This is a genomic window from Amycolatopsis sp. NPDC114503, from assembly GCF_055633655.1.
Genome location: NZ_JBVKDT010000004.1, coordinates 42,965 through 61,910, shown reverse-complemented (window position 1 = coordinate 61,910; position 18,946 = coordinate 42,965). Strand labels below are relative to the sequence as shown.

Here is an 18,946-nt window from a genome sequence, read left to right as displayed (position 1 = left end):
GGTCGGCGTGCACGGCCCCCGGGCCGTGCACGCTGACCCTCGACACGCCGACTTAAAGGCGATCCCGCACGCGACGGCGAAGCCGGCGCCATCAAACACAGTTCTGCCGCACCACCAACCAGGAGCCCCCATGAGACAGCAACCCCCCACCCCAACCCCAGCCAAAAACACCACCACCGACCTCCTAATCATCGGCTCCGGAACCGGAATGGCCGCCGCCCTCTCCGCCCACGAACGCGGCCTCTCCACCCTGCTCATCGAAAAAACCCCCTACATCGGCGGCTCAACCGCCCGCTCCGGCGGCGCCTTCTGGATCCCCGGAAACCCCGCCCTCCCCAGCACCGACCCCCACTCCACCACCTACCTAAACGCCGTAGTCGGAAACTCCGCCCCGCCAGAACGCCGCCACGCCTACCTAAAACACGGCCCCGCCGCAGTAGACATGCTGCGCCGCACCACCCCCATGCGATTCTTCTGGGCAAAGGGCTACTCCGACTACCACCCCGAACAACCCGGCGGCCGCCCAGAAGGCCGCACCTGCGAATGCCGCCCCTTCAACGCCTCCGTCCTAGGCCCCGAACGCCCCCGCCTACGCCCCGGCGTAATGAAAGCCCCAGTCCCCATGCCAGTCACCGGCGCGGACTACAAATGGATGAACCTGATCGCGCGCAAGCCCCTCAAAGCCTTGCCGCGCGTCTTCGCGCGAGCAGCGCTCGGCATCGGCGGCATGCTGATCGGCCGCGAGTACCTAGCAGGCGGGCAAGCCCTAGCAGCTGGGATGTTCGCAGGCGTCCTGCGCGCGGGCATTCCCGTGTGGACAGAGACCAGCCTGGTCCGCCTGCTCCAGGACGACGACCGCGTCACCGGTGCCGTGCTCAAGCAGGGAGACAACGAAGTCACCGTCCTGGCCCGCCGAGGCGTAGTCCTGGCCGCGGGCGGTTTCGACCACGATGTCGAGGCACGGCACAAGTTCCAGTCGCCGAGGCTCGGCGAGCACGCCAGCCTGGGGTCGGAGGGCAACACCGGCGACGGCATCCTGGCCGGCCAGGAACTCGGCGCGGGCACCGCGCTGATGGACCAGGCCTGGTGGTTCCCGGCTTTCGCGCCGGTGCCCGGCGGCGCTCCGGCCGTGATGCTGGCCGAGCGTTCGCTGCCCGGTTCGTTCATCGTCGACCAGAACGGGAAACGCTTCATCAACGAAGCGGTCGACTACATGTCGTTCGGACAGGAGATCCTGGCCCGCGAACGCGCCGGTGCGCCGGTCGAGGAGATGTGGCTGGTGTTCGACCAGCGCTACCGGGACAGCTACATCATGGCCGGGCGCTGCTTTCCGCGGCAGCCGCTCCCGGAATCGTGGTACCGGGCCGGAATCGCGCACAAGTCGGACGACCTCGGCGCGCTCGCCCAGGCGATCGGCGTTCCCTCGGCCGCGTTCGAGAACACGTTCCAGCAATTCAACGCGCAGGCCACCGCCGGAAAAGACCCCGACTTCGGCCGGGGCGACAGTGCTTACGACCGCTACTACGGCGACCCCACCATCGGCCCCAACCCGAACCTGGCCCCGCTGCGCCGCGCGCCGTACTACGCGGTCAAGGTGGTCCTGAGCGACCTCGGCACGTGCGGAGGCCTGGTCGCCGACGAACACGCCCGCGTCCTGCGCGAGGACGGCGAAGTGGTCGAAGGTCTCTACGCGATCGGAAACACCGCCGCCAACGCCTTCGGCACCTCGTACCCGGGCGCAGGCGCGACGATCGGGCAGGGCGTGGTGTACGGCTACATCGCCGCGATGCACGCCGCCGGTGCCTCTTCGTAACGCCCCCCGCTGGCCCAATTCACAGGCTGTGAGGGGAACCCTGAGGGAATCAGAGTCCCTCAGGGTTCCCCTCACGGACGTTCGGACGGGGGCGTGGCGAGCCGGGTCAATCCGCTCAACGCCAGTCGAAGTCCCCGCGAATCCCGCCGTTCGATCTCGCTGAAGTCCTCGGACCCGCCGCTCTGCACCCACCGCGTCAGCGAGTGCCGCATCGTCTGGATCACCAGCAGCGCCGGAAGCTCGTGCAGGAACGGGTCCGGGTCAAGCTCGTAATACCGCTCCAGAAACCGCGTGACCGCGTCGCTCAGGCCCTCGCACCACTCCACGAACCGCAGCCGGTACTGCGGCGTGTTGACGATCAGGGTCATGATCTGATGGTCGTACTCGGGCACCTGCCGCCGGTTCAGCTCCGTGGTGAGCGCGGTCGTCAGGACCTCGATCGGGTCCGCGTCGTCCGGCGCGTCCTCCAGGCCCTGCACGATCACGCGCTCGCTGCGGCGCAGCAGCGGCATCAGGACGTCCTCCTTGACCGGGAAATGCCGGTGGAACGTCCGCGGGTTGATCCCGACGATCTCGCAGATCCGCTCGACGGTGACCGACGTGTCGCCCTCGGCGACGAACAGGTCCCGCGCCGTGAGCGCGATGCTCATGCGCAGCTCCTCGGCCCGGCGTTCGGTGAGGGTCTGCCGTTTCGGTTCCGTCACCAGGACTCCCTCCCTCCTCGCGTGCATGGACCGTAGCCGCGCGGACGCACTTCGTGAGGCCCGCCGACCACTCTGCGGAACAACGCGCCGTGCGACCGCGGGTGTCAGAATATGACATGTCCCGGCGGGCCCCGCGCCGATCCTGCTACGCTGATCGAGATGAGCAACTACTCGAACAGATCGGGGGTTCCGTTCGCCAAAGGCGAGTGCTGATGCACCCTTTGCCCGCGAACGAGAATCTTCGCCTCCTTTTCTGGGCGCGCGTGCGCGAATTCGCCGTGCCGCCGTCGATGATCGCGTCAGCGACTGCCCGCCGAGCGGCGGGCGACTGGGCCGGGGCCTGTGCCGCGGCGCGCGTCGACGTGGATCTGAACCTCCGGTCCCTCAGCCGCGCCCACGGCGGCTGGCTGGCGGCACAGCTCCGCGCCGACCTGCGACAGCTGGCTCCTGACCTGCTCCGCTGGCATTTCCCGAGGATCGCCCCGGACGGCCTGCTCCGGCCCGGGCTCACGGTGCCCCTGGCCCGGTACCGCGCGGACGCCGGCGAGTTCCACCTCGTCGCACGCACGCCGCCGGCGTGGGCGGACGCCGGTCAGCGGATCAGCCTCGCGCTGTGGTCGCCGTCCGAGCGCGGCGCAGGCCTTCATCCGCATCCGCGGCCCGACCGGCGCTATCGCCTCGATCTCCACCGCCATTTGTGGGACGCCCGCCGGGCGGGCGAACTGCGCGAACGGTCGGGACGCTGGCCGCCGGACGAGAACGCGATCCAGCTCCCGGACGGCGTGGGTCCCTGCGCGGTGGACCGGTGGACGGCCGAGGCGGCGTTGCTGCTGCGCGCGGAGGGCGCACAAGCGGCGTCGTCGCGGTACGGCTCACCTCCCGGCACCGGCTGCTGCTCGACCTGGGCGGAGACCGGACCCGCGCGGCGCCGGTCCTGCCCGACGCCGCAACCTGGGTCCTGCCCGACCTGGAGCTGCTGCACGCCGGGCTGCTCGACGTCGGCCAGCTGCATCCGCTTGTCGCAGCGGCACTTCGGCCCGGCCACCGGCCCAGCGCGGCGCGGATTCCGGAGAACGCAAGGAATTCCCGCCTCGTCGAATGCCGCGGTGCCACGCATCGGATCGGCGTGGTGAACGGCGTGCTCACCCCGCTGGACCACGACCCCGACGAGATCCGTCGCGAGGAACTGCTGGGTGCGCTGGGCGGCCCCGAATTGCCGTGCCTGCGGGCGATCGACGAGGCGCACCGGTCTCCGGAAAATCTCGTGGACGTCCGAGCCCGGCTGGACCACGGCGACGCGGCCGGCGCCCTCGCGACCGTCGAAGAACTGCTGGGACCGGACGTGCTCCTGCGCAGCGGCGCATTGCGCGACGAACTGGAGACGGCAATGCGCCGTCAAGTCGTGCACGGCCTCTACCGGGCCGGGCTGGCCGGATTCGGACCGCCGCGCTGGCCAGCCCGGGACGCCAGCCATCGCGGCCATCCCCGCCACGCGACCTCTCTCTGACCTTCTCGGCCGACAGCCGGCCCTGATTCGACCCCAAGGTGATGAAACCTGTTTACTGCCATGGAAATTTCTCCTGCACCCGTCAACCAGCGTCCGCTGGACACCGCTGCCGATCTGCTGGCCCTGCTGAACGACACGAGCACCGAACCGCGCCCGGACAGCCAGCTGGAAGCCCTGACACTGGCTGTGTCCGCCGATCTTCCCGTGCTGTTGTGGGGCGAGCCGGGCATCGGCAAGACCGCCGCGCTCAACCAGCTCGCCGAGGCGCTCGAACTGCCGCTGACCACGGTGATCGCCAGCGTGCACGAACCGTCCGACTTCTCCGGCCTGCCGGTGGTCGGCGACGATCCCGCCGAGCAGGGCGTGCCGATGGCTCCGCCGGACTGGGCCGTGCGGCTGGTCCGGGCAGGCAACGGGCTTCTGTTCCTGGACGAGCTTTCCACCGCGCCGCCCGCCGTTCAGGCCGCGCTGTTGCGCGTCGTGCTCGAACGACGGGTCGGCGCGCTGCGGCTTCCGCCCGGGGTGCGGATCGTGGCCGCCGCCAACCCGCGTTCCTCCGCGGCCGACGGCTGGGAACTGAGCCCGCCGCTGGCCAACCGGTTCGTGCACCTGCACTGGACCTACGACCACGACGTCGTGGTGCGCGGGCTCGGCGGGACGTGGCCCAAAGCGGCCCTGCCCCGGCTGGACCCGAGGCAGCTGCCCGACGCCGTGACCTTCGCCCGCCGCGCGGTCTGCGGACTCCTCGCCACCCGGCCCGGGCTCGTCCATCAACTGCCGAAGAGCGAAGCGCGGCGCGGCGGTCCGTGGCCCTCGCCGCGCAGCTGGGAAATGACCCTGCGGCTGGTCGCTTTCGCCACCGCGGCGGGCGCATCCCGGGAGGTGCTGTCCATGCTGGTGCGCGGCGCGGTCGGCGACGGCCCGGGTTTGGAGCTGCTGGCCAGCCTGGACCGGATGGACCTGCCCGACCCCGAAACCTTGCTCGCGGACCCGGAAGCGGCGGTGCTGCCCGAACGCGGCGACCTGCGCCAGACCGTGCTCGACGGCGTCGTGGAGGCGGTGCGGAAACGACCGGAACAGCCCCGCTGGGACGCGGCGTGGGCGTTGCTGGTGCTGGCGTTGGAAACCGGCGCGCCGGACCTGGTCGTCGTGCCCGCGGCAACGCTCGCCTCGCTGCGCCGCGACGACTGGCAGGTGCCGGCGGCGATCGAACGGCTGTCCGGAGCAGTGGCGTTGTCGCGGCGGGCGGACAGTGCGGGTGAGGCCTGATGGACGAGGAGAAGCTCTACGCCGCAAGGCTTTACGCCGTCCGGCACCGGCCGTATCTGGCGACCGCGCTGTTCGCCTTGCACGTGGTGGAGTCGCGGCGCGTGCCGACGATGGCCGTCGACCGCCACTGGCGCTGCTACGTTTCGCCGAGATTCGTGGACCGCACGCCGTTGGAGGAACTGGCCGGAGTCTGGGTGCACGAGGTGTCCCATCTGCTGCGCGACCATCACGGCCGCGGCGACCGGTACGCCGCGAAGCACGAGCTGACCGGGCCGGGGGAGCGGTTGCGGATGAACATCGCGGCGGACTGCGAAATCAACGACGACGTGTTCGGCGACGGCCTGGCCAAGCCCGAGGGCGCCGTCGAGCCGGAACTGCTGAGGCTGCGCGAGGGCGAGCTGATGGAGGAGTACCTCGGCCAGTTCCGGCTCGGGCCGTACACCGCCGGATTCGCCTGGCTCGACTGCGGCAGCGGCGCCGACGGGCTGGAGCGCGAATGGGATCTGGGCCCCGACGGCGCGCACGGGCTCAGCGAGCAGGAACGGGACGCCGTCCGGTTCCGGGTCGCGCAAGGCATCAACGGCAATCCGGGCGACGTTCCGGCGGGATGGAAACGCTGGGCCGAGGAAGCGTTCCACCCGCCGCAGCCGTGGCGGGAACTGCTGGGCGCGGCGCTGCGGTCCGCGATCTCCGGCGCGGGCGAGGACTACACCTACGGCCGCCCTGCGCGCCGGTCGGCCAGCCTGCCCGGCGTCGTCCTGCCGAGCCTGCGCCGCCGGCCGCCGCAGGTTTGCGTCATCGTCGACACCTCGGGCTCGGTAAGCGACACCGAACTGGGCAGCGCGCTCCTCGAAATCGCCGCGATCGGCCGCGCGGTCGGCGGTCGGCGAGATCTCGTCTCGGTGCTGTCGTGCGACGCCGCCGCGTACGTCACGCAACAGGTGTGCAGTGCCGAAGGAATCCCGTTGCTGGGCGGCGGAGGCACGGATATGCGCACCGGTTTCGCGGCCGCGCTGCGAGGAAGCCCTCGCCCCGACGTGATCGTGGCCTTGACCGACGGCCAAACCCCTTGGCCCAGCTCAAGACCGCCCTGCCGGACAGTGGTGGGCCTGTTCCCGAGGGCGGTTCCGTCGCAGGAACACTCTCCGGACTACCGGCCGGATACGCCGCCTGATTGGGCCCGGGTGGTCACGGTGGGGTGAGCTGCCTTCGGAGGATGCCTTTCACCGGTCTGGACGCCTGGCTGAGTGCCCGAGCCGCCGCTGACCAGTTTTCGGGGGCGGTGCTGGTCTCTCGCGGAGGACAGGCGGTGTTCTCGGGCGCCTAGGGGCAGGCGAGCCCTCGGTGGGCCGTGCCGAACCGCCTTTCCCCCCGGTTCGACACGGCGTCCATCACCAAGCTCTTCACGGCGGTGGCCGCGTTGCAGCTGGTGGACGAAGGACGGCTGGACCTGGACGCGCCGATCACCGGGATCGTCGACCTGTCCGGCACGGCGATCCCGCCGCGCGTGAGCGTGCGCCAGCTGCTCACGCACACCTCCGGGATCGCCGACGACGCCGACGAGGAAGCTGGCGAGAGCTACGAGGCGTTGTGGGCCGACAAACTGGTCTGCTCGGTGCCGCGAACGCGGGACCACCTGCCGAATTTCGCCTGCAAGCCACCGAATTTCCCGCCGGGGGAGGGCTGCCGGTACTGCAACGCCGGGTACCTCCTCGTCGGCCTGGCGATCGAGGAAATCACCGGAGCCGCCTACCGCGACCACGTCCGGAGCGCTGTTTTCGCGCGGGCGGGCATGACCGCGTCGGACTTCTACGACCGCCGGGAAGCGGCGCCGGACGTCGCCGAGGGCTGGGATCCGGTCACCGATTCCGAGGGCCGGATCACCGGGTGGAAGCAGAACATCTTCAGCTGTCCGTCGATCGGCTCGCCCGACGGCGGCGCGTATTCCACGGTGGCCGACCTGGTGCGGTTCCTGCGCGCCGTGCGCGGCGGCGAGCTGCTGTCGGCCGAGAGCACCGAGCGGTCCTCACCCCGCAGGTGCTGCACCACCGCGCCGAGGACGGCGACGTGTGGTTCGGCTTCGGGATGGAATTCGCCTTGGGGCGCAACGGTTCTGTCCGGAACTGCTACAAGGACGGCGGCAACGCCGGAGCCTGCGGCATCGCGCGGCACTATCCCGCCGAAGACCTGGACGTGGCGGTGCTGTCCAACGCCGCACGCGGCGCACTGGCCGTGATCCGCGAAATCGACCGGCGGACCGGCCGCATTCGGTGATGCCGGATTAATTGGCGTGGCAAAATATGAGACACTGCTCCAGTTGAGTTCTCAACCTGCGACGCAATGGCCGCGAATGAGTGCACGAATGTCCGAGTTTATTGGGTCGTGATAGGTGTGTTCATCTGTTGTTAACCTGTACGTTCCTGTCTGGTTAACCGTGGCAGGGTCACCATTGTGCACCATGCCATCCCCCGCCCAGGCTAGTGAAAATGCTTTCATCGCTCCGCCGGGAGGCACCCTTTCTCCCGAGGAACGCGCCGTCTTCGTCCGCCTCGAAGAATCTGGAAACCTCGCGCCGCCAGGCATTGCCGAAATCTATGCGCAATGCCTTCCGGCGGCTCGGGAGACGACTGTTTCCCGGCTGCTCTCCGCTTTGGTGCGCGAGGGTTTGCTGAAAATAGAACTGGCCCGCGAACGCGGTCTGCGCCTGGTGTTGAGCCAGGCGACCAAGACCGGCAGGCTGGTCCTGGCCGGTCCGGTGTCGCTCGACGGCCAGGAGGTCGCCGACCCGTTGCGAATCTTGGACTTTCTCCTGAAGGAGCAGCTCTGCTCCGGCGATTGCGACGCTTGGGAGCGGCTGCGCGCCGAACTCGCCGACAGCGTCACCGGCCACGCATTGTCCCTGGCCGGCGCGAGGGTCTTCGCGGCCGGGCTGTGCGATCGGGATAATTCCGACAACGAGCGCGGAACCCGGCCGTTCACGGCGCTGGCCGACGCGCTCCGCGAGTCGGGAGAATCCGGGTCGCTGCTGGTTTCGTTCGAGCGAATGGTCGCCGAAGGGCATCCATTGCATCCGGTCGCGAAAATGAAAGTCGGAATGTCGGTGGCGGACGCCGTGCGGTATTCCCCGGAATTCGGTGCGGAGTTCGACCTGTCGCTGGTTTCGGTTTCCCGGGACGCCGCCACCGGAGCGAATGACCTCGATGCTTCGCAAGCTCTGCTGAGCGAGGTCTTTCCGCGAACTGTCGCCGCGGCGGCGGTCGAGATGCGCGCGGCCGGGCTGATTCCGGAGCAGCGCGTGCTGATTCCCGTTCATCCGCACCAGCGTTTCCACGCCCTGCCCGCGCTGCACTCCGACGCGCTCGCCGACGGCACGGTGGCGCCCCTGCGGACCCGGATCCCGGCGAGGCCGCTGATTTCGGTCCGGACCCTGTCGGCGCGCGAGACTGCGGCCGGCGCGGGGCTGCACGTCAAAACCGCGCTGGAAGTCCAGCTCACCAGTGCCGTCCGCGGGGTCTCGCCCGCCGCGGTGCACAACGGTCCGCGACTGTCGGCGCTGCTCGAGCGCATCGTCGCCGGAGACCTGGACCTGTCGCTCTGCACCCCGGACGGGCGGCCCCGGTTCGCGGTGCTGCGAGAGCTGGCCAGCGTCGCGTATGTGCCGCCGGACGGGCCCGATCCCGCTGCCGCGCAGGCTCGTCGCCGCTCCCTGGCCGCCGTTCTGCGCGAAGACAGCGAAAACCTGCTCGGCCCGGGCGAATTATCGATGCCGATCGCCTCGCTGTTCGCGAAATCGCCGTTGACCGGAGAGAGCCTGCTCCACGACCTGATCGCCGAGACCGCAGCGGTCACCGGCGCTCCGCCGAGCGAGGTGGGGCAGCAGTGGCTGTCCGCGCACGTCGAGTGCTGCGTCCCGCCGGTGCTGACGCTCCTCGTCCGCTACGGCATCGCGCTCGAACCCCATCCGCAGAACACCGTTCTCGTGCTGAAAAACCGGTGGCCGCATCGCGTTCTGGCCAGGGATCTCGGCGCCGCGCGGCTGCTGGAGTCCCGGCTGGCCCGGCGGGCGATGACCGGCGAGTTCCTGCCCGGCTCGCCCCTGCTCGCGCCGGACGCCGCGGCGCTGCGGGCCAAGCTGTACTACCCGCTTTTCGGCCACCACCTCGGAGAAGTCGTCGCCGGGATCGCGCACGCCGCCGGGTGCTCGGAGGATCTCCTGTGGCCGGTCGTGGGGGAGTGCGTGCGGCGGACGTTCCACCGGCTCGCGCTGTCCGCCTGCTGTCCGGAAGAGGCCGAGGACGCCAGAGCGGATGCCGACGCGCTGCTGAGCGGGCCGTGGCAGCACAAAGCATTGCTGACGATGCGCTTGAAGAACCTCGTCACCGACCAGCAGTACGTCGAGGCCCCGAATCCGCTCGCCGCACCGGCCGCGGAGCCGGAACCGCCGGACCTCAACGAGGCGGAACGGGAAATGCTGGCTTGCCTGCGGGAGCGCCGTCCCGAACTCGTGCGGCCGTGGCTGGACGAACTCGCCGGGGCGAGGCTGAGCACCCTCAACGGAGCCTGCGGCGCACTGCTGCGCGAGCGGAGATCGTTGTCCGCCAAGCGAATCACCGAGCTGGTGCTGCCCTTCACCGGAACGCCGCCGGTGTCCCCGAGCGTTCTCGCGCTGCTGGGGCCGCGCGCCGGACGGCTGATCTGCGTGACCTTGCCATCGGGACGACGGCTGGCCGCGGTGTGCGAGCTCGAGAACGGGTTCGGGGCCAACGAAGTGGTGAGCCCCGTCGTGGTGAGCGACGGCGTCGAAGTCCGCGCGCTCGACCGTCCCGAACAACTCGTCGACGCCGTCGCTTCGTCCGGCGGAGAGATGGATTGGGGCGCGCTCCGGGACGATCTCGTCGACTCCGCGCGCAACCTCGCCCTGTCCCGCGCCTGCGTCCGGCGCGGCCTGCCGATCCACCGGCTGGCCGAGCAGCGCTCCGCTTCCGACCTCACTCTCGATCTGGACGCGTCGAGCGCGGAAGGGCACACGATCCACCTCTGCCCGAGGGTTCGCCGAGGCTTCACCCCGGCGGATTCCCTCGCGTACTGCCCGGAAAGCGCCGACACCGTCAGCCTTTCCTTCGTCGCGGTGCGCAAGGATTCCGTGCGCTCGACACCCGATCCGTCGGGCGCGTCGGTGGGAACGATCGTGGCTGATCACTTCCCCGCGATAGCCGCGCGTGCCATCGACGGACTCGCCGCCCGCGGGCACGCTCCCGCCGAGTACGAGCTGATCCCCGTGCACCCGTGGCAGCTGCGGAGCCGGCTGGCCGCCGAATACCACGAGGAACTTGCGGCGGGCAGCATCGTCCCGCTCCCCGAAGCGCAACTGGCGTGCCGTCCGACCGTCTCGGTGCGCACCCTGGTCACCGCCGCCGCGGGCAGGCACGGACGCCGGCTGACGGTCAAAACCTCGCTCGACGTCCAGCTCACCTCGCGGCGGCGCACGATCTCGCCCGCCACCACCGACAACGGCCCGCGAATGAGCTGTCTCCTCCAACGGCTCCTGGCGGACGACCCCGCCACGCGCGGCAGGGTCGTCTGCGTACCGGAATTGGCTGGCATCGCCTTTTCCCCGCTGGCAGGCGACGCCGCACCCTCGCGAGAACGCGGCCTTTCCGCGCTGCTGAGGGCCGATCCCGCCGACTACGCGATGCCGGGCGAGATCGTCCTGTCCGCCTGCGCGCTGCGCGGAGCGTCGCCTACGAACGGAACCGTTCTGGCGGAACTGGCCCAGGAACGTCCGCACGCGTTCTTCGAGCGGTACACGGAGCTGATGCTGGCGGCGGGGCTGCCGCTGCTGTGGCGGTACGGCATCGGCCTGGAAGCCCATCTGCAGAACACGCTGCTGGCGGTCCGCGACGGACTCCCGGTGCGGGTCCTCGTCCGCGACTTCGGCGGGATCCGCGTCCATTCCGGCCGGATGCGCGAGGCAGGCCTGGATTTCGCCCCGCACCCCGACTCGATCACCTTCACCGACGACATCGACCACGTCCGCAGAAAGGTTTCGTATGCGCTGCTGCAGGCCAACATCGCGCAGGTGGTGACGATGGTCGCGGCGACCTGGGGCCTGCCCGGCGAGCAGCTCTGGGCGACGGTGCGCACCACGATGACCGGCCTGCTGGCCGGGCTGCCGGAGAACCTGCTCGCGAGGGCGTCGGCGGACGTGGCGTTCCTCCGGACGTCCCATCTCCCGCAGAAAGCGTTCGGGCTCATGCGATTGCTGGCCGCGGACCACGACATCTACCTGCCGCAGGCCAATCCTCTGCACGGCGCGGGCGACCCCGTGCGATGACCGCGGGCACTGCCCGGCGGCTGCCGCTGCGCCTGTTCCTGGGCGGCACGCTGTCCTCCCGGATCGGCGACACCGCGGATCTCGTCGCCCTCAACTGGTACGTGGTCGAGCAGACCGGTTCGGCAACCGCGCTGGCGACGGTGAACGTGGTGCGGCTCGCGCCCATCCTGCTGTTCACCGCGCCGGCCGGCTGGCTCGCCGACCGCTACGACCAACGCCGGCTTCTCGCCGGCCTGCGCGTGGCGCTCTTCGCCTCGACCCTGTGCCTGGCCTGGATCGTCACCGCCGGCGGCCCGCTGTGGCTGGTGTGCGCGATGGTGTTCGCACGAGCCTCGGCGGGCAGCGCCGAACCCGTGCTGAGACAGACGCTCCTGCCGTTGCTGCGCGGCCAGCGACCGCTCACCGCCGTGATCGCGATGCACTCGGCCTGCCTGAACGCGGCGATGATCCTCGGCCCCGCGGTCGGCGCGCTGGTCCTCGCGATCAGCTCGGTCCCCACCGCGTTCTGGTTCAACGCTTTCTGCACGCTGGTCGCACTGTGCTGCTTGACGGTCCTGCCCGACTCCGCCCCGCCGCCGTCCGCTCCGGACCCGCCGGCGGAGTCGGTCTGGCACCTGCTCCGGCGAAACCCGGCGATACGGCGTCAGATCGCCCTTGCGATGGGGCCGATGCTGTTCGCTTTCCCTTACACCGCAATGATGCCGCTGCTGTCGAAAGACCTCTTCGACGGCGACGGAAGCACCGCGGCCTTGCTGCTGACCTGCGGCGCGACGGGCGCGTTGGCTGCTTCGACCACCATGTCCCGCCGCCCGCCGTCGAACCCCGCGCGACTGGCCGCAGTCGGCGCCGTGCTCCTCGGCTTCGCGCTGCTGGTCCTCCTGGTGCCAAGCGGCTTCACCGGAAAACCCGCCGCGGTAGGCGCCGGCGCGACGATGGTCGTGGTCGGCCTGGTCGGACAGTGCTACCGCACGGCCAACCGGGCGGCCCTGCAAGCGACCGTCCCCGGCAACGTCCTCGGCCGGATCATGGGCATCGCGAGCACGGACCGCGCGATGATCCCGGTCGGCACGGCGATGCTGGGCCCGATCGCGGAACTCGCGGGCACCCGGACGATGCTGGCGTTCATGGGGCTCGGATGCGTGGTCACGACGTTGCTGACGATCAGGATCTACCGGAGCCCTCCGCAGCCGGAACCCGACCTGGCGCCGGGCTGATTCCGCGCTCGCTGCTCGACGCGGACCGGTCGGCCGGGGTGGCGCGACACGGGCACCCCGGCAGCAACCGTCCGATGTCCCGCCACGGCGAAGCGGCCTGCAATCGATCGCTGACCGTACGCGATCCGACCGTCCTCTGTGGATCTTCCCGCGGCGGATTGCGCCATCTGCCCCACAGCACCGCCGCCGGAACGGGTACCCCCACCGCATGAACCGGATCACCCGCACGGTCGCCCGAGGCGAAAAGACCGACGCCGCCCAGCTCCTCGGCCGGGCGGGGATGGCCTGTTACGCGCTCGTGCACCTCATCCTCGCCTACCTCGCCGTGCGAGTCGCCTTCGGAAGCGGCGAACAGACCGACCAGAAGGGCGCCCTGCAGGAAGTCGGCTCGACGGTGTTCGGCCAGGTTCTCTTGTGGGTGCTCGCGGCCGGCCTGGCCGCGTTCGGGTTGTGGCAGTTCCTGATGGCCGCGACCGGATACACCTGGACCAGCGGCGGAAAGCGGACCCGCAAACGGCTCGGCGCGGCCGGGCGGGGGATCGTCGTGCTCGCGCTCGGCGGCACCGCCTTCCGGCTCGCCGCGGGCGAGGGCGGCGGCGGGTCGAGCGATCAGACCCAGCAGGAGTTCACCGCGAAGCTGCTCCAGCTGCCCGCCGGCCGGGCGCTGGTGGTGGCCGCCGCGGTGGCGGTGCTGGCCGTCGCCGTCGCCGCCGGGGTCAAAGGCGGGAAGCAGACTTTCCTCGAAGACCTCGACCCCGCCGGGCTGCCCGGCAAGACCCGCCGCTGGGTCGGCTGGCTGGGGACCACCGGATACCTGGCCAAGGCCGTCGTGTTCGCGGTGACCGCGTGCCTGCTGGGCTACGCCGGTTTCCGCGCCGACGCGAAACGGGCCGGCGGGCTGGACGCCAGCCTCAAGACTCTCGCCGCCCAGCCGTTCGGCACGGTGTTGCTGACGGTGGTGGCGCTGGGCCTGGCGGCGTTCGGCGTCTATTGCCTGGCTGCGGCCTGGGCGCACCGGCGTTGACGGGGGATCAGCCGGTGCCCGCGAGCAGGTCGACGACGTCCTCGCCGCGTCCCCGCTCCGCGAAGCGCCGCCGCTGCCGGTCCGCGCCGCTGCCCTCGGCACACAGCCGCGCCGTCGCGTCCCTCGCGAACTCCAGGTCCCCGGCCGACTCCAACGCAGCCGCGGTCAGCTCGACCAGATCCGCCAGCACTGTGCTCGTCGGCGCCAAATCGCCGCTGTGCGGATGCGGGCACCTGCCGAGGACTCCGTCCCGCGACGCGCGCCAGAGCTGGGCGCGCAGCACCGCGTTCGGCAAATCCGGCGGGGGAGCGTCGTCCGCCAACGCGGTGGCGACCAAGCCTCGGGCCAGCACGCCGAGCAGGACCGCCTCGTGCGGGGTCGCGGCGACGTCGGCGATGCGGAACTCGATGGTCGGCTGCTTCTCCGAGAGCCGGACATCCCAGTAGACCATCCCGCGGTCGAGGATCGCGCCCGCGCGCAGCCACGCGTCGACGACGCTTTCGTACTCGTCGAGCGACGCGAACCGCGGCGGCGGCCCGGCCGAGGGCCAGCGGCTCCACTGCTGGTAGCGCCAGCTGCGGTATCCGGTGTCGTAGCCGTCGGAGATGGCTGAATTCGCGGTCACGGTCAGCAGCGCCGGCAGCCACGGCCGGAGCCGCCCGAGCACCTGGATGCCGGTCTCCTTGTCCGGGATCGCGACGTGCACGTGACAGCCGCAGGTGCGCGAAGTCCACGCGGTGGCCCCGAAATGCTCGGCGATCCGCTCGTAGCGCGGACTCGGCGTGACGCCGGGCAAGCCCGTCTCCGGCACCGGAGGCGAGCCCGCGGGCAACAACCGGCATCGCTGCCGGCGCGCGGCCGCGGCCAGGTCCTCGCGCAATTCGCGCAGCCGCTGCAGCGCCTCGTCGCGGTTCCGGCAGACGTCCGTGGCGATTTCGGCCTGCGGCTGGATGAGTTCGTGCTGCAGTTCCCCCTTGTCGCCGCCCGTCTCGGCGGCGTCGTCGACCACGTCGTCCGCCTTGGCCAGCCTGCCGTCCCGGTCGACGACGAAAAACTCCTCTTCGATGCCGAAGGTCAGCACGTCGCCGGTCTGCTCGCTCACCGAGGCTCTCCTGGGGTCGGGGGCATCGGAGTACCCCGGCCGGTCCGCGCGCAAACGGCGTTTTCCGGGCGGGACCCGGACGTCGCGCCAGCCGCGATCCCCCCGCTGAGTCCACAAAGGACTAAATCTCAGGTGAGCTTGCCGCCCCCGGCGAGCGAACCCTTCAACGCGCCGGTCGCCTCCGTGAGCGCCCTGGTCGCAGTGGCGAGGTCGATGCCGTCGTCCCAGGTGCTCATCACCGCGACGGCGAACGTCCGCGACTCGGTCCGGACCAGACCGGTCGTGTTGAGCACCCGGCGTCCGTCGGAAGTGCCCCACCCTTGTTTGACCGCCCATTTCGCGCCAGGGAACGCGCGCGGGATCCCGAAGTGCTGGTCGAACCCGTCAGCGGCGGTGCGCGGCGCGCCCTCCAGCGCCTCGGTGAGGAATTCCCGTTCGTCGTCGGAACGACCCGACGTGATGTGCCGGTACACCGCGATGACGTCGTCGGCCGACATCTGGGTGGAACCCCATTGGCCGGGATCGGCGGGCGGCGAGGTGTGCGCGAGCCCCAGTTTTCCGGCCTGCCGCCGGACGATCGCCGGTCCGCCGAGTTGCTGCCACAGCCGGCTGGCGACGCGGTCGTCGCTGGCCGAGAGCATCGAGCGGACGGCTGCGGCGTCGCTGTCGGAGGGAACTCCGGAACGGTCGATCAATTCGAGTGCGATCAGCAGCTTCACCACGGAAGCGGTCGGCTGCGGCTGGTCGCCCTTCCAGCTCACCTCGACGGCGCACGCGTCGAGATCGACGACCTCGATCTCGAGCCGAGGATCGTTCCCGTTGCTCAGCAACGCTTTCCTGGCTTCGGCGACGGCTCCCGGATGCTTGTCCGCCGCCGCGGCCGGAGCCGCTTTGCACGCGGCCTGCCAATCAGTGCCACCGGAACTGCTCGCCACCGCGATCGCGGCGACCAGGCCTCCCACGACAGCGACTGCGGCGACCCCCACGAGCATCTTCATCGATGCGAACTCCTTCGGAAACGGTCCGCTTCAGCGGGAAGCGGGAGCGATCCGAAGGTATTGAGACCGGGGAATGCGCAGAATCGTCCGAAGAGTCCGTCCATTCCGGCCAAGCGGCGGGCAACCCCGTCCGGGCATCGGCCATCTGGCCGACCCGCACCACCCTGAACTGGGACGACTCGACGGCCGTCCTCGATGCCGAGACGGCGGCCGGGAGCCCGCACAAGCCGGCGACGGCGAAAGCCGGAGGACGTTCAGGCAATTCTTCTTGCCCGATCACGCCTTTCCGGGCGGCTGTTTCGCCGTCGTCGGTTTCCGGGGTTTCGTTCAGTCGGTTTCGGGCTGCTGCCACGTCCGTCCGGCCCGCTGGGCGGCCAGCCGGATCTCGTCGCCGACCTCCTGCCAGTTCTGGTCCGTCGGGTCGTGGTCGCCGATCCACGTGCGCCGCGGCGTCGCGAGGGCGCCGCCCGCCGGCTGCGGTTCTTCTGTCATCTGAGTCATGATTCCTCCGTCTCCGGGCGAAGACCACCTCGGACTACCCCTATCGAGCCCCGCGAAACCGCCGGTGTTTGAACCGGAGCGGGCCGGGTAAGCGGGCCGGGTGGCTGATCATTCCCGCGCACCCGTGCTCGAAGCGATCCGGCGGTTCCGCGCGTCCGGGCACGTCTCGTTCCTGCCTCCCGGACACAAACAAGGCCGCGGCGCGGACCCGAGGCTGACGGAGATCGTCGGCCGCGACGTGTTCGCCTCGGACATCATCCTGATGAACGGCCTGGACGACCGGGCACTCGGCCGCGGCGTGCTTTCCGAGGCCGAAGAGCTGATGGCGGACGCGGTGCACGCGGACCGCGCGTTCTTCTCCACCTGCGGCAGTTCCTTGTCGGTCAAATCGGCGATGCTGTCGGTCGCGGGTCCCGGCGAAGAGCTGCTCCTCTCCCGCAACGCGCACAAATCCGTGGTCGCCGGGCTCGTCCTCAGCGGCATCCGGCCGGTGTGGGTGTCCCCGCGCTGGGACCGGACGCTGAACTTCGCCCACCCGCCCGGCCCGGAGGAAACCGAGGCGGCCTTCGCGGAACACCCGGCGGCGAAGGGAATGCTGCTGATCACGCCGACCGACTACGGCTCCTGCGCGGACATCCGCGGCGTCGCGCGAATCTGTCACGAGCGTGGGGTGCCGTTGATCGTCGACGAGGCCTGGGGCGCGCATTTGCCGTTCCATCCGGACCTGCCGGCGTGGGCGATGGACGCGGGTGCCGACCTGTGCGTGACGAGCGTGCACAAGATGGGCGCGGGCCTGGAACAGGGCTCGGTCTACCACCTGCGCGGCGACCTGGTGGATCCCGACGTGCTCGCCATGCGCGCCGACCTGCTCGACACGACCAGCCCGTCCTCGCTCGTCTACGCCGGGTTGGACGGCTGGCGCCGGCACATGGCCGAGCACGGAAAGAGCCTGCTCGACAACGTGCTCCGGCTGGCCGAGGACACCCGGGAACGGGTGTCCGGGATCTCCGGGATCACCGTGCTGGGAGACGCCGAACTCGTCGGCCCCGGCCGGGCGGACGACCGGGATCCGCTGAAACTGCTGCTCGACGTGTCCGAGCTCGGGTGCACCGGCTACGCCGCGAACCACTGGCTGCGAGACCGGCAACGGGTCGATGTCGGACTCTCCGACCACCGCAGGATCGCTGCCCAGCTGACCGTCGGCGACGACGAGGAAACCGCCGCCCGGCTGGTCGGAGCACTCCAAGCGCTGTCCGAACACGACCTGCCCCGAGCCGCTCCGCTGGACCTGCCCGCGCCCGAGGACCTGGAACCAGAACAGGCCTTGCTGCCGCGCGACGCGTTCTTCGGCCCGGCCGAACAGATCCCGGCCGAGGACGCCGCTGGACGGATCGCGGCCGAGACGATCAGCCCGTACCCGCCAGGCGTCCCGGCGGTGCTGCCCGGCGAGGTGCTGACCCGCCCGGTGCTCGACTACCTGCGCAGCGGGGTGGCCGCGGGTATGTTCCTGCCTGATCCGGTGGACCAGTCGCTGCGCACCGTGCGCGTCGTGGCCCGCTGAACCGGAGAAGGCGATCGAAAGATTCGCGCTGGGGTGTGTCGATCCGCGCCGCGGTCGTTCGACGCGTAGCCGAAGGCCCTCGCGAAGGGCGACTGCCGAGACCCCAAGGACCCCCCGATGACTGAACTGAACGCGGACCTCGCCCGTCGGGCGATCGTCGAGCACACCCGGCGCCTGGCGGAATCGGCCGTCGCGGCCGGGCCGGACGCGGCCGTGCCGACTGCTCCGAAGTGGACGGTCGCCGACCTGGTCGCACACGTCGGCCAGACCCAGCACTGGGTCGCGGAGATCATCGAGCGGCGCATCGCCGACCCGGCGGAGCTGCCCACGGAAATGGCCGCACCTCCTGCCGACCCTGGTCAGTGGCAGGACTGGTTGTCGGAATCCGCGCACCGGGTCGCCAACGCGTGCTCCGATGAAGCGCTCGACGCGCCGGTGTTCAACGCCTCGGGCGACTCACGATCCGGGACGCAGTTCTGGATGACCAGCATGCTCAACGAGGCGGTCGTCCACGGCTTCGACGCCGCCAACGCAGCGAACCACCCGCTTGACGTCGACGCCGAGGTCGCCGCCGCGCTCATCACCAACCACCTGACGATGCTCACCTCGCCGACCTGGGAGATGCAGCGGTCCGAGTCCGCGCACGCCATCCGGGGCACCGGGCAGACCCTGCAGTGGCTGGCCACCGACACCGCGGGCGCCTGGTCTGTCGAACGACGGCCGGACGGCGCGACGTGGCAGCCCGGAACCCGCGAGGCCGACGTGACAGTGACCGGCCCGGCACGTTCCCTGCTGCTGCTCCTGACCCGGCGACTTCCGCTCGCCGACGGCGAAACCGTCACTGTCGACGGCGATCTCGAGCTCGCTCAGCACTGGCTCGCCAACACCGCCCACGCCAGCGACTGAGCCCCGGCCGACG

The 18,946-nt window shown here is 70.6% G+C and carries 15 protein-coding genes; 11 read left to right on the top strand and 4 right to left on the bottom strand.

Translation table 11 applies throughout. From position 1 onward, the window contains the following. The first annotated feature begins 130 nt into the window (after window positions 1–130). A complete protein-coding gene (locus ACZ7OI_RS17465; RefSeq protein WP_470265232.1) occupies window positions 131–1,813 on the top strand; it encodes a 3-ketosteroid-delta-1-dehydrogenase in 1,683 nt (560 codons plus the stop codon). A 71-nt stretch (window positions 1,814–1,884) separates the two neighbouring features. Here the strand turns inward: ACZ7OI_RS17465 and ACZ7OI_RS17460 are convergent, their stop codons facing one another. Next, a complete protein-coding gene (locus ACZ7OI_RS17460; protein WP_470265231.1) occupies window positions 1,885–2,517 on the bottom strand; it encodes a TetR/AcrR family transcriptional regulator in 633 nt (210 codons plus the stop codon). Between the two features lie 212 nt (window positions 2,518–2,729). Between ACZ7OI_RS17460 and ACZ7OI_RS17455 the strand changes: the two genes are divergently transcribed. The 8 genes from ACZ7OI_RS17455 (at window position 2,730) to ACZ7OI_RS17420 (ending at window position 13,865) form a co-directional block, all read left to right on the top strand. Next, window positions 2,730–3,650, top strand: coding sequence for a hypothetical protein (locus ACZ7OI_RS17455; protein WP_470265230.1), 921 nt, complete (start codon window positions 2,730–2,732; stop codon window positions 3,648–3,650). Further along, the gene (locus ACZ7OI_RS17450) at window positions 3,647–4,024 is read left to right on the top strand and encodes a hypothetical protein (protein WP_470265229.1); all 378 of its coding nucleotides are present in this window, start codon (window positions 3,647–3,649) and stop codon (window positions 4,022–4,024) included. Before ACZ7OI_RS17455 ends, ACZ7OI_RS17450 begins: the two co-directional genes overlap by 4 nt. A 60-nt stretch (window positions 4,025–4,084) precedes the next feature. Further along, window positions 4,085–5,293, top strand: a complete 1,209-nt coding sequence (locus tag ACZ7OI_RS17445; protein WP_470265228.1) for an AAA family ATPase — start codon at window positions 4,085–4,087, stop codon at window positions 5,291–5,293. After that, window positions 5,293–6,495, top strand: coding sequence for a vWA domain-containing protein (locus tag ACZ7OI_RS17440; protein ID WP_470265227.1), 1,203 nt, complete (start codon window positions 5,293–5,295; stop codon window positions 6,493–6,495). The genes ACZ7OI_RS17445 and ACZ7OI_RS17440 overlap by 1 nt, the downstream gene beginning before the upstream one ends. Before the next feature lie 149 nt (window positions 6,496–6,644). Further along, a complete protein-coding gene (locus ACZ7OI_RS17435) occupies window positions 6,645–7,529 on the top strand; it encodes a serine hydrolase domain-containing protein (protein ID WP_470265226.1) in 885 nt (294 codons plus the stop codon). Between the two features lie 417 nt (window positions 7,530–7,946). Continuing rightward, on the top strand, window positions 7,947–11,627 hold the full coding sequence (locus tag ACZ7OI_RS17430) for an IucA/IucC family protein (protein ID WP_470265225.1): 3,681 nt from the start codon (window positions 7,947–7,949) through the stop codon (window positions 11,625–11,627). After that, window positions 11,624–12,841 carry an MFS transporter gene (locus ACZ7OI_RS17425; protein WP_470265224.1) on the top strand — a complete coding sequence of 406 codons (1,218 nt, stop codon included), beginning with the start codon at window positions 11,624–11,626 and terminating at the stop codon, window positions 12,839–12,841. The genes ACZ7OI_RS17430 and ACZ7OI_RS17425 overlap by 4 nt, the downstream gene beginning before the upstream one ends. Window positions 12,842–13,049: 208 nt before the next feature. Then, window positions 13,050–13,865, top strand: coding sequence for a DUF1206 domain-containing protein (locus ACZ7OI_RS17420; RefSeq protein ID WP_470265223.1), 816 nt, complete (start codon window positions 13,050–13,052; stop codon window positions 13,863–13,865). A gap of 7 nt (window positions 13,866–13,872) precedes the next feature. Here ACZ7OI_RS17420 and ACZ7OI_RS17415 read toward each other — a convergent pair whose 3' ends face one another. From ACZ7OI_RS17415 to ACZ7OI_RS17405, 3 genes are all read right to left on the bottom strand, one after another. Beyond that, window positions 13,873–14,967, bottom strand: a complete 1,095-nt coding sequence (locus ACZ7OI_RS17415; RefSeq protein WP_470265222.1) for a carboxylate-amine ligase — start codon at window positions 14,965–14,967, stop codon at window positions 13,873–13,875. A gap of 128 nt (window positions 14,968–15,095) precedes the next feature. Continuing rightward, on the bottom strand, window positions 15,096–15,965 hold the full coding sequence (locus ACZ7OI_RS17410; RefSeq protein WP_470265221.1) for a serine hydrolase: 870 nt from the start codon (window positions 15,963–15,965) through the stop codon (window positions 15,096–15,098). Between the two features lie 327 nt (window positions 15,966–16,292). Then, window positions 16,293–16,466 (bottom strand): hypothetical protein, encoded by a 174-nt coding sequence (locus ACZ7OI_RS17405; protein WP_470265220.1) that lies wholly within the window; start codon window positions 16,464–16,466, stop codon window positions 16,293–16,295. Between the two features lie 100 nt (window positions 16,467–16,566). Here ACZ7OI_RS17405 and ACZ7OI_RS17400 point away from each other — a divergent pair, with 100 nt between their 5' ends. Next, window positions 16,567–18,027 carry an aminotransferase class I/II-fold pyridoxal phosphate-dependent enzyme gene (locus ACZ7OI_RS17400; RefSeq protein ID WP_470265219.1) on the top strand — a complete coding sequence of 487 codons (1,461 nt, stop codon included), beginning with the start codon at window positions 16,567–16,569 and terminating at the stop codon, window positions 18,025–18,027. Window positions 18,028–18,144: 117 nt separating this feature from the next. Further along, entirely contained in the window at window positions 18,145–18,933 is a 789-nt protein-coding gene (locus tag ACZ7OI_RS17395) for a maleylpyruvate isomerase family mycothiol-dependent enzyme (RefSeq protein ID WP_470265218.1), read from the top strand. Window positions 18,934–18,946 lie beyond the last annotated feature (13 nt).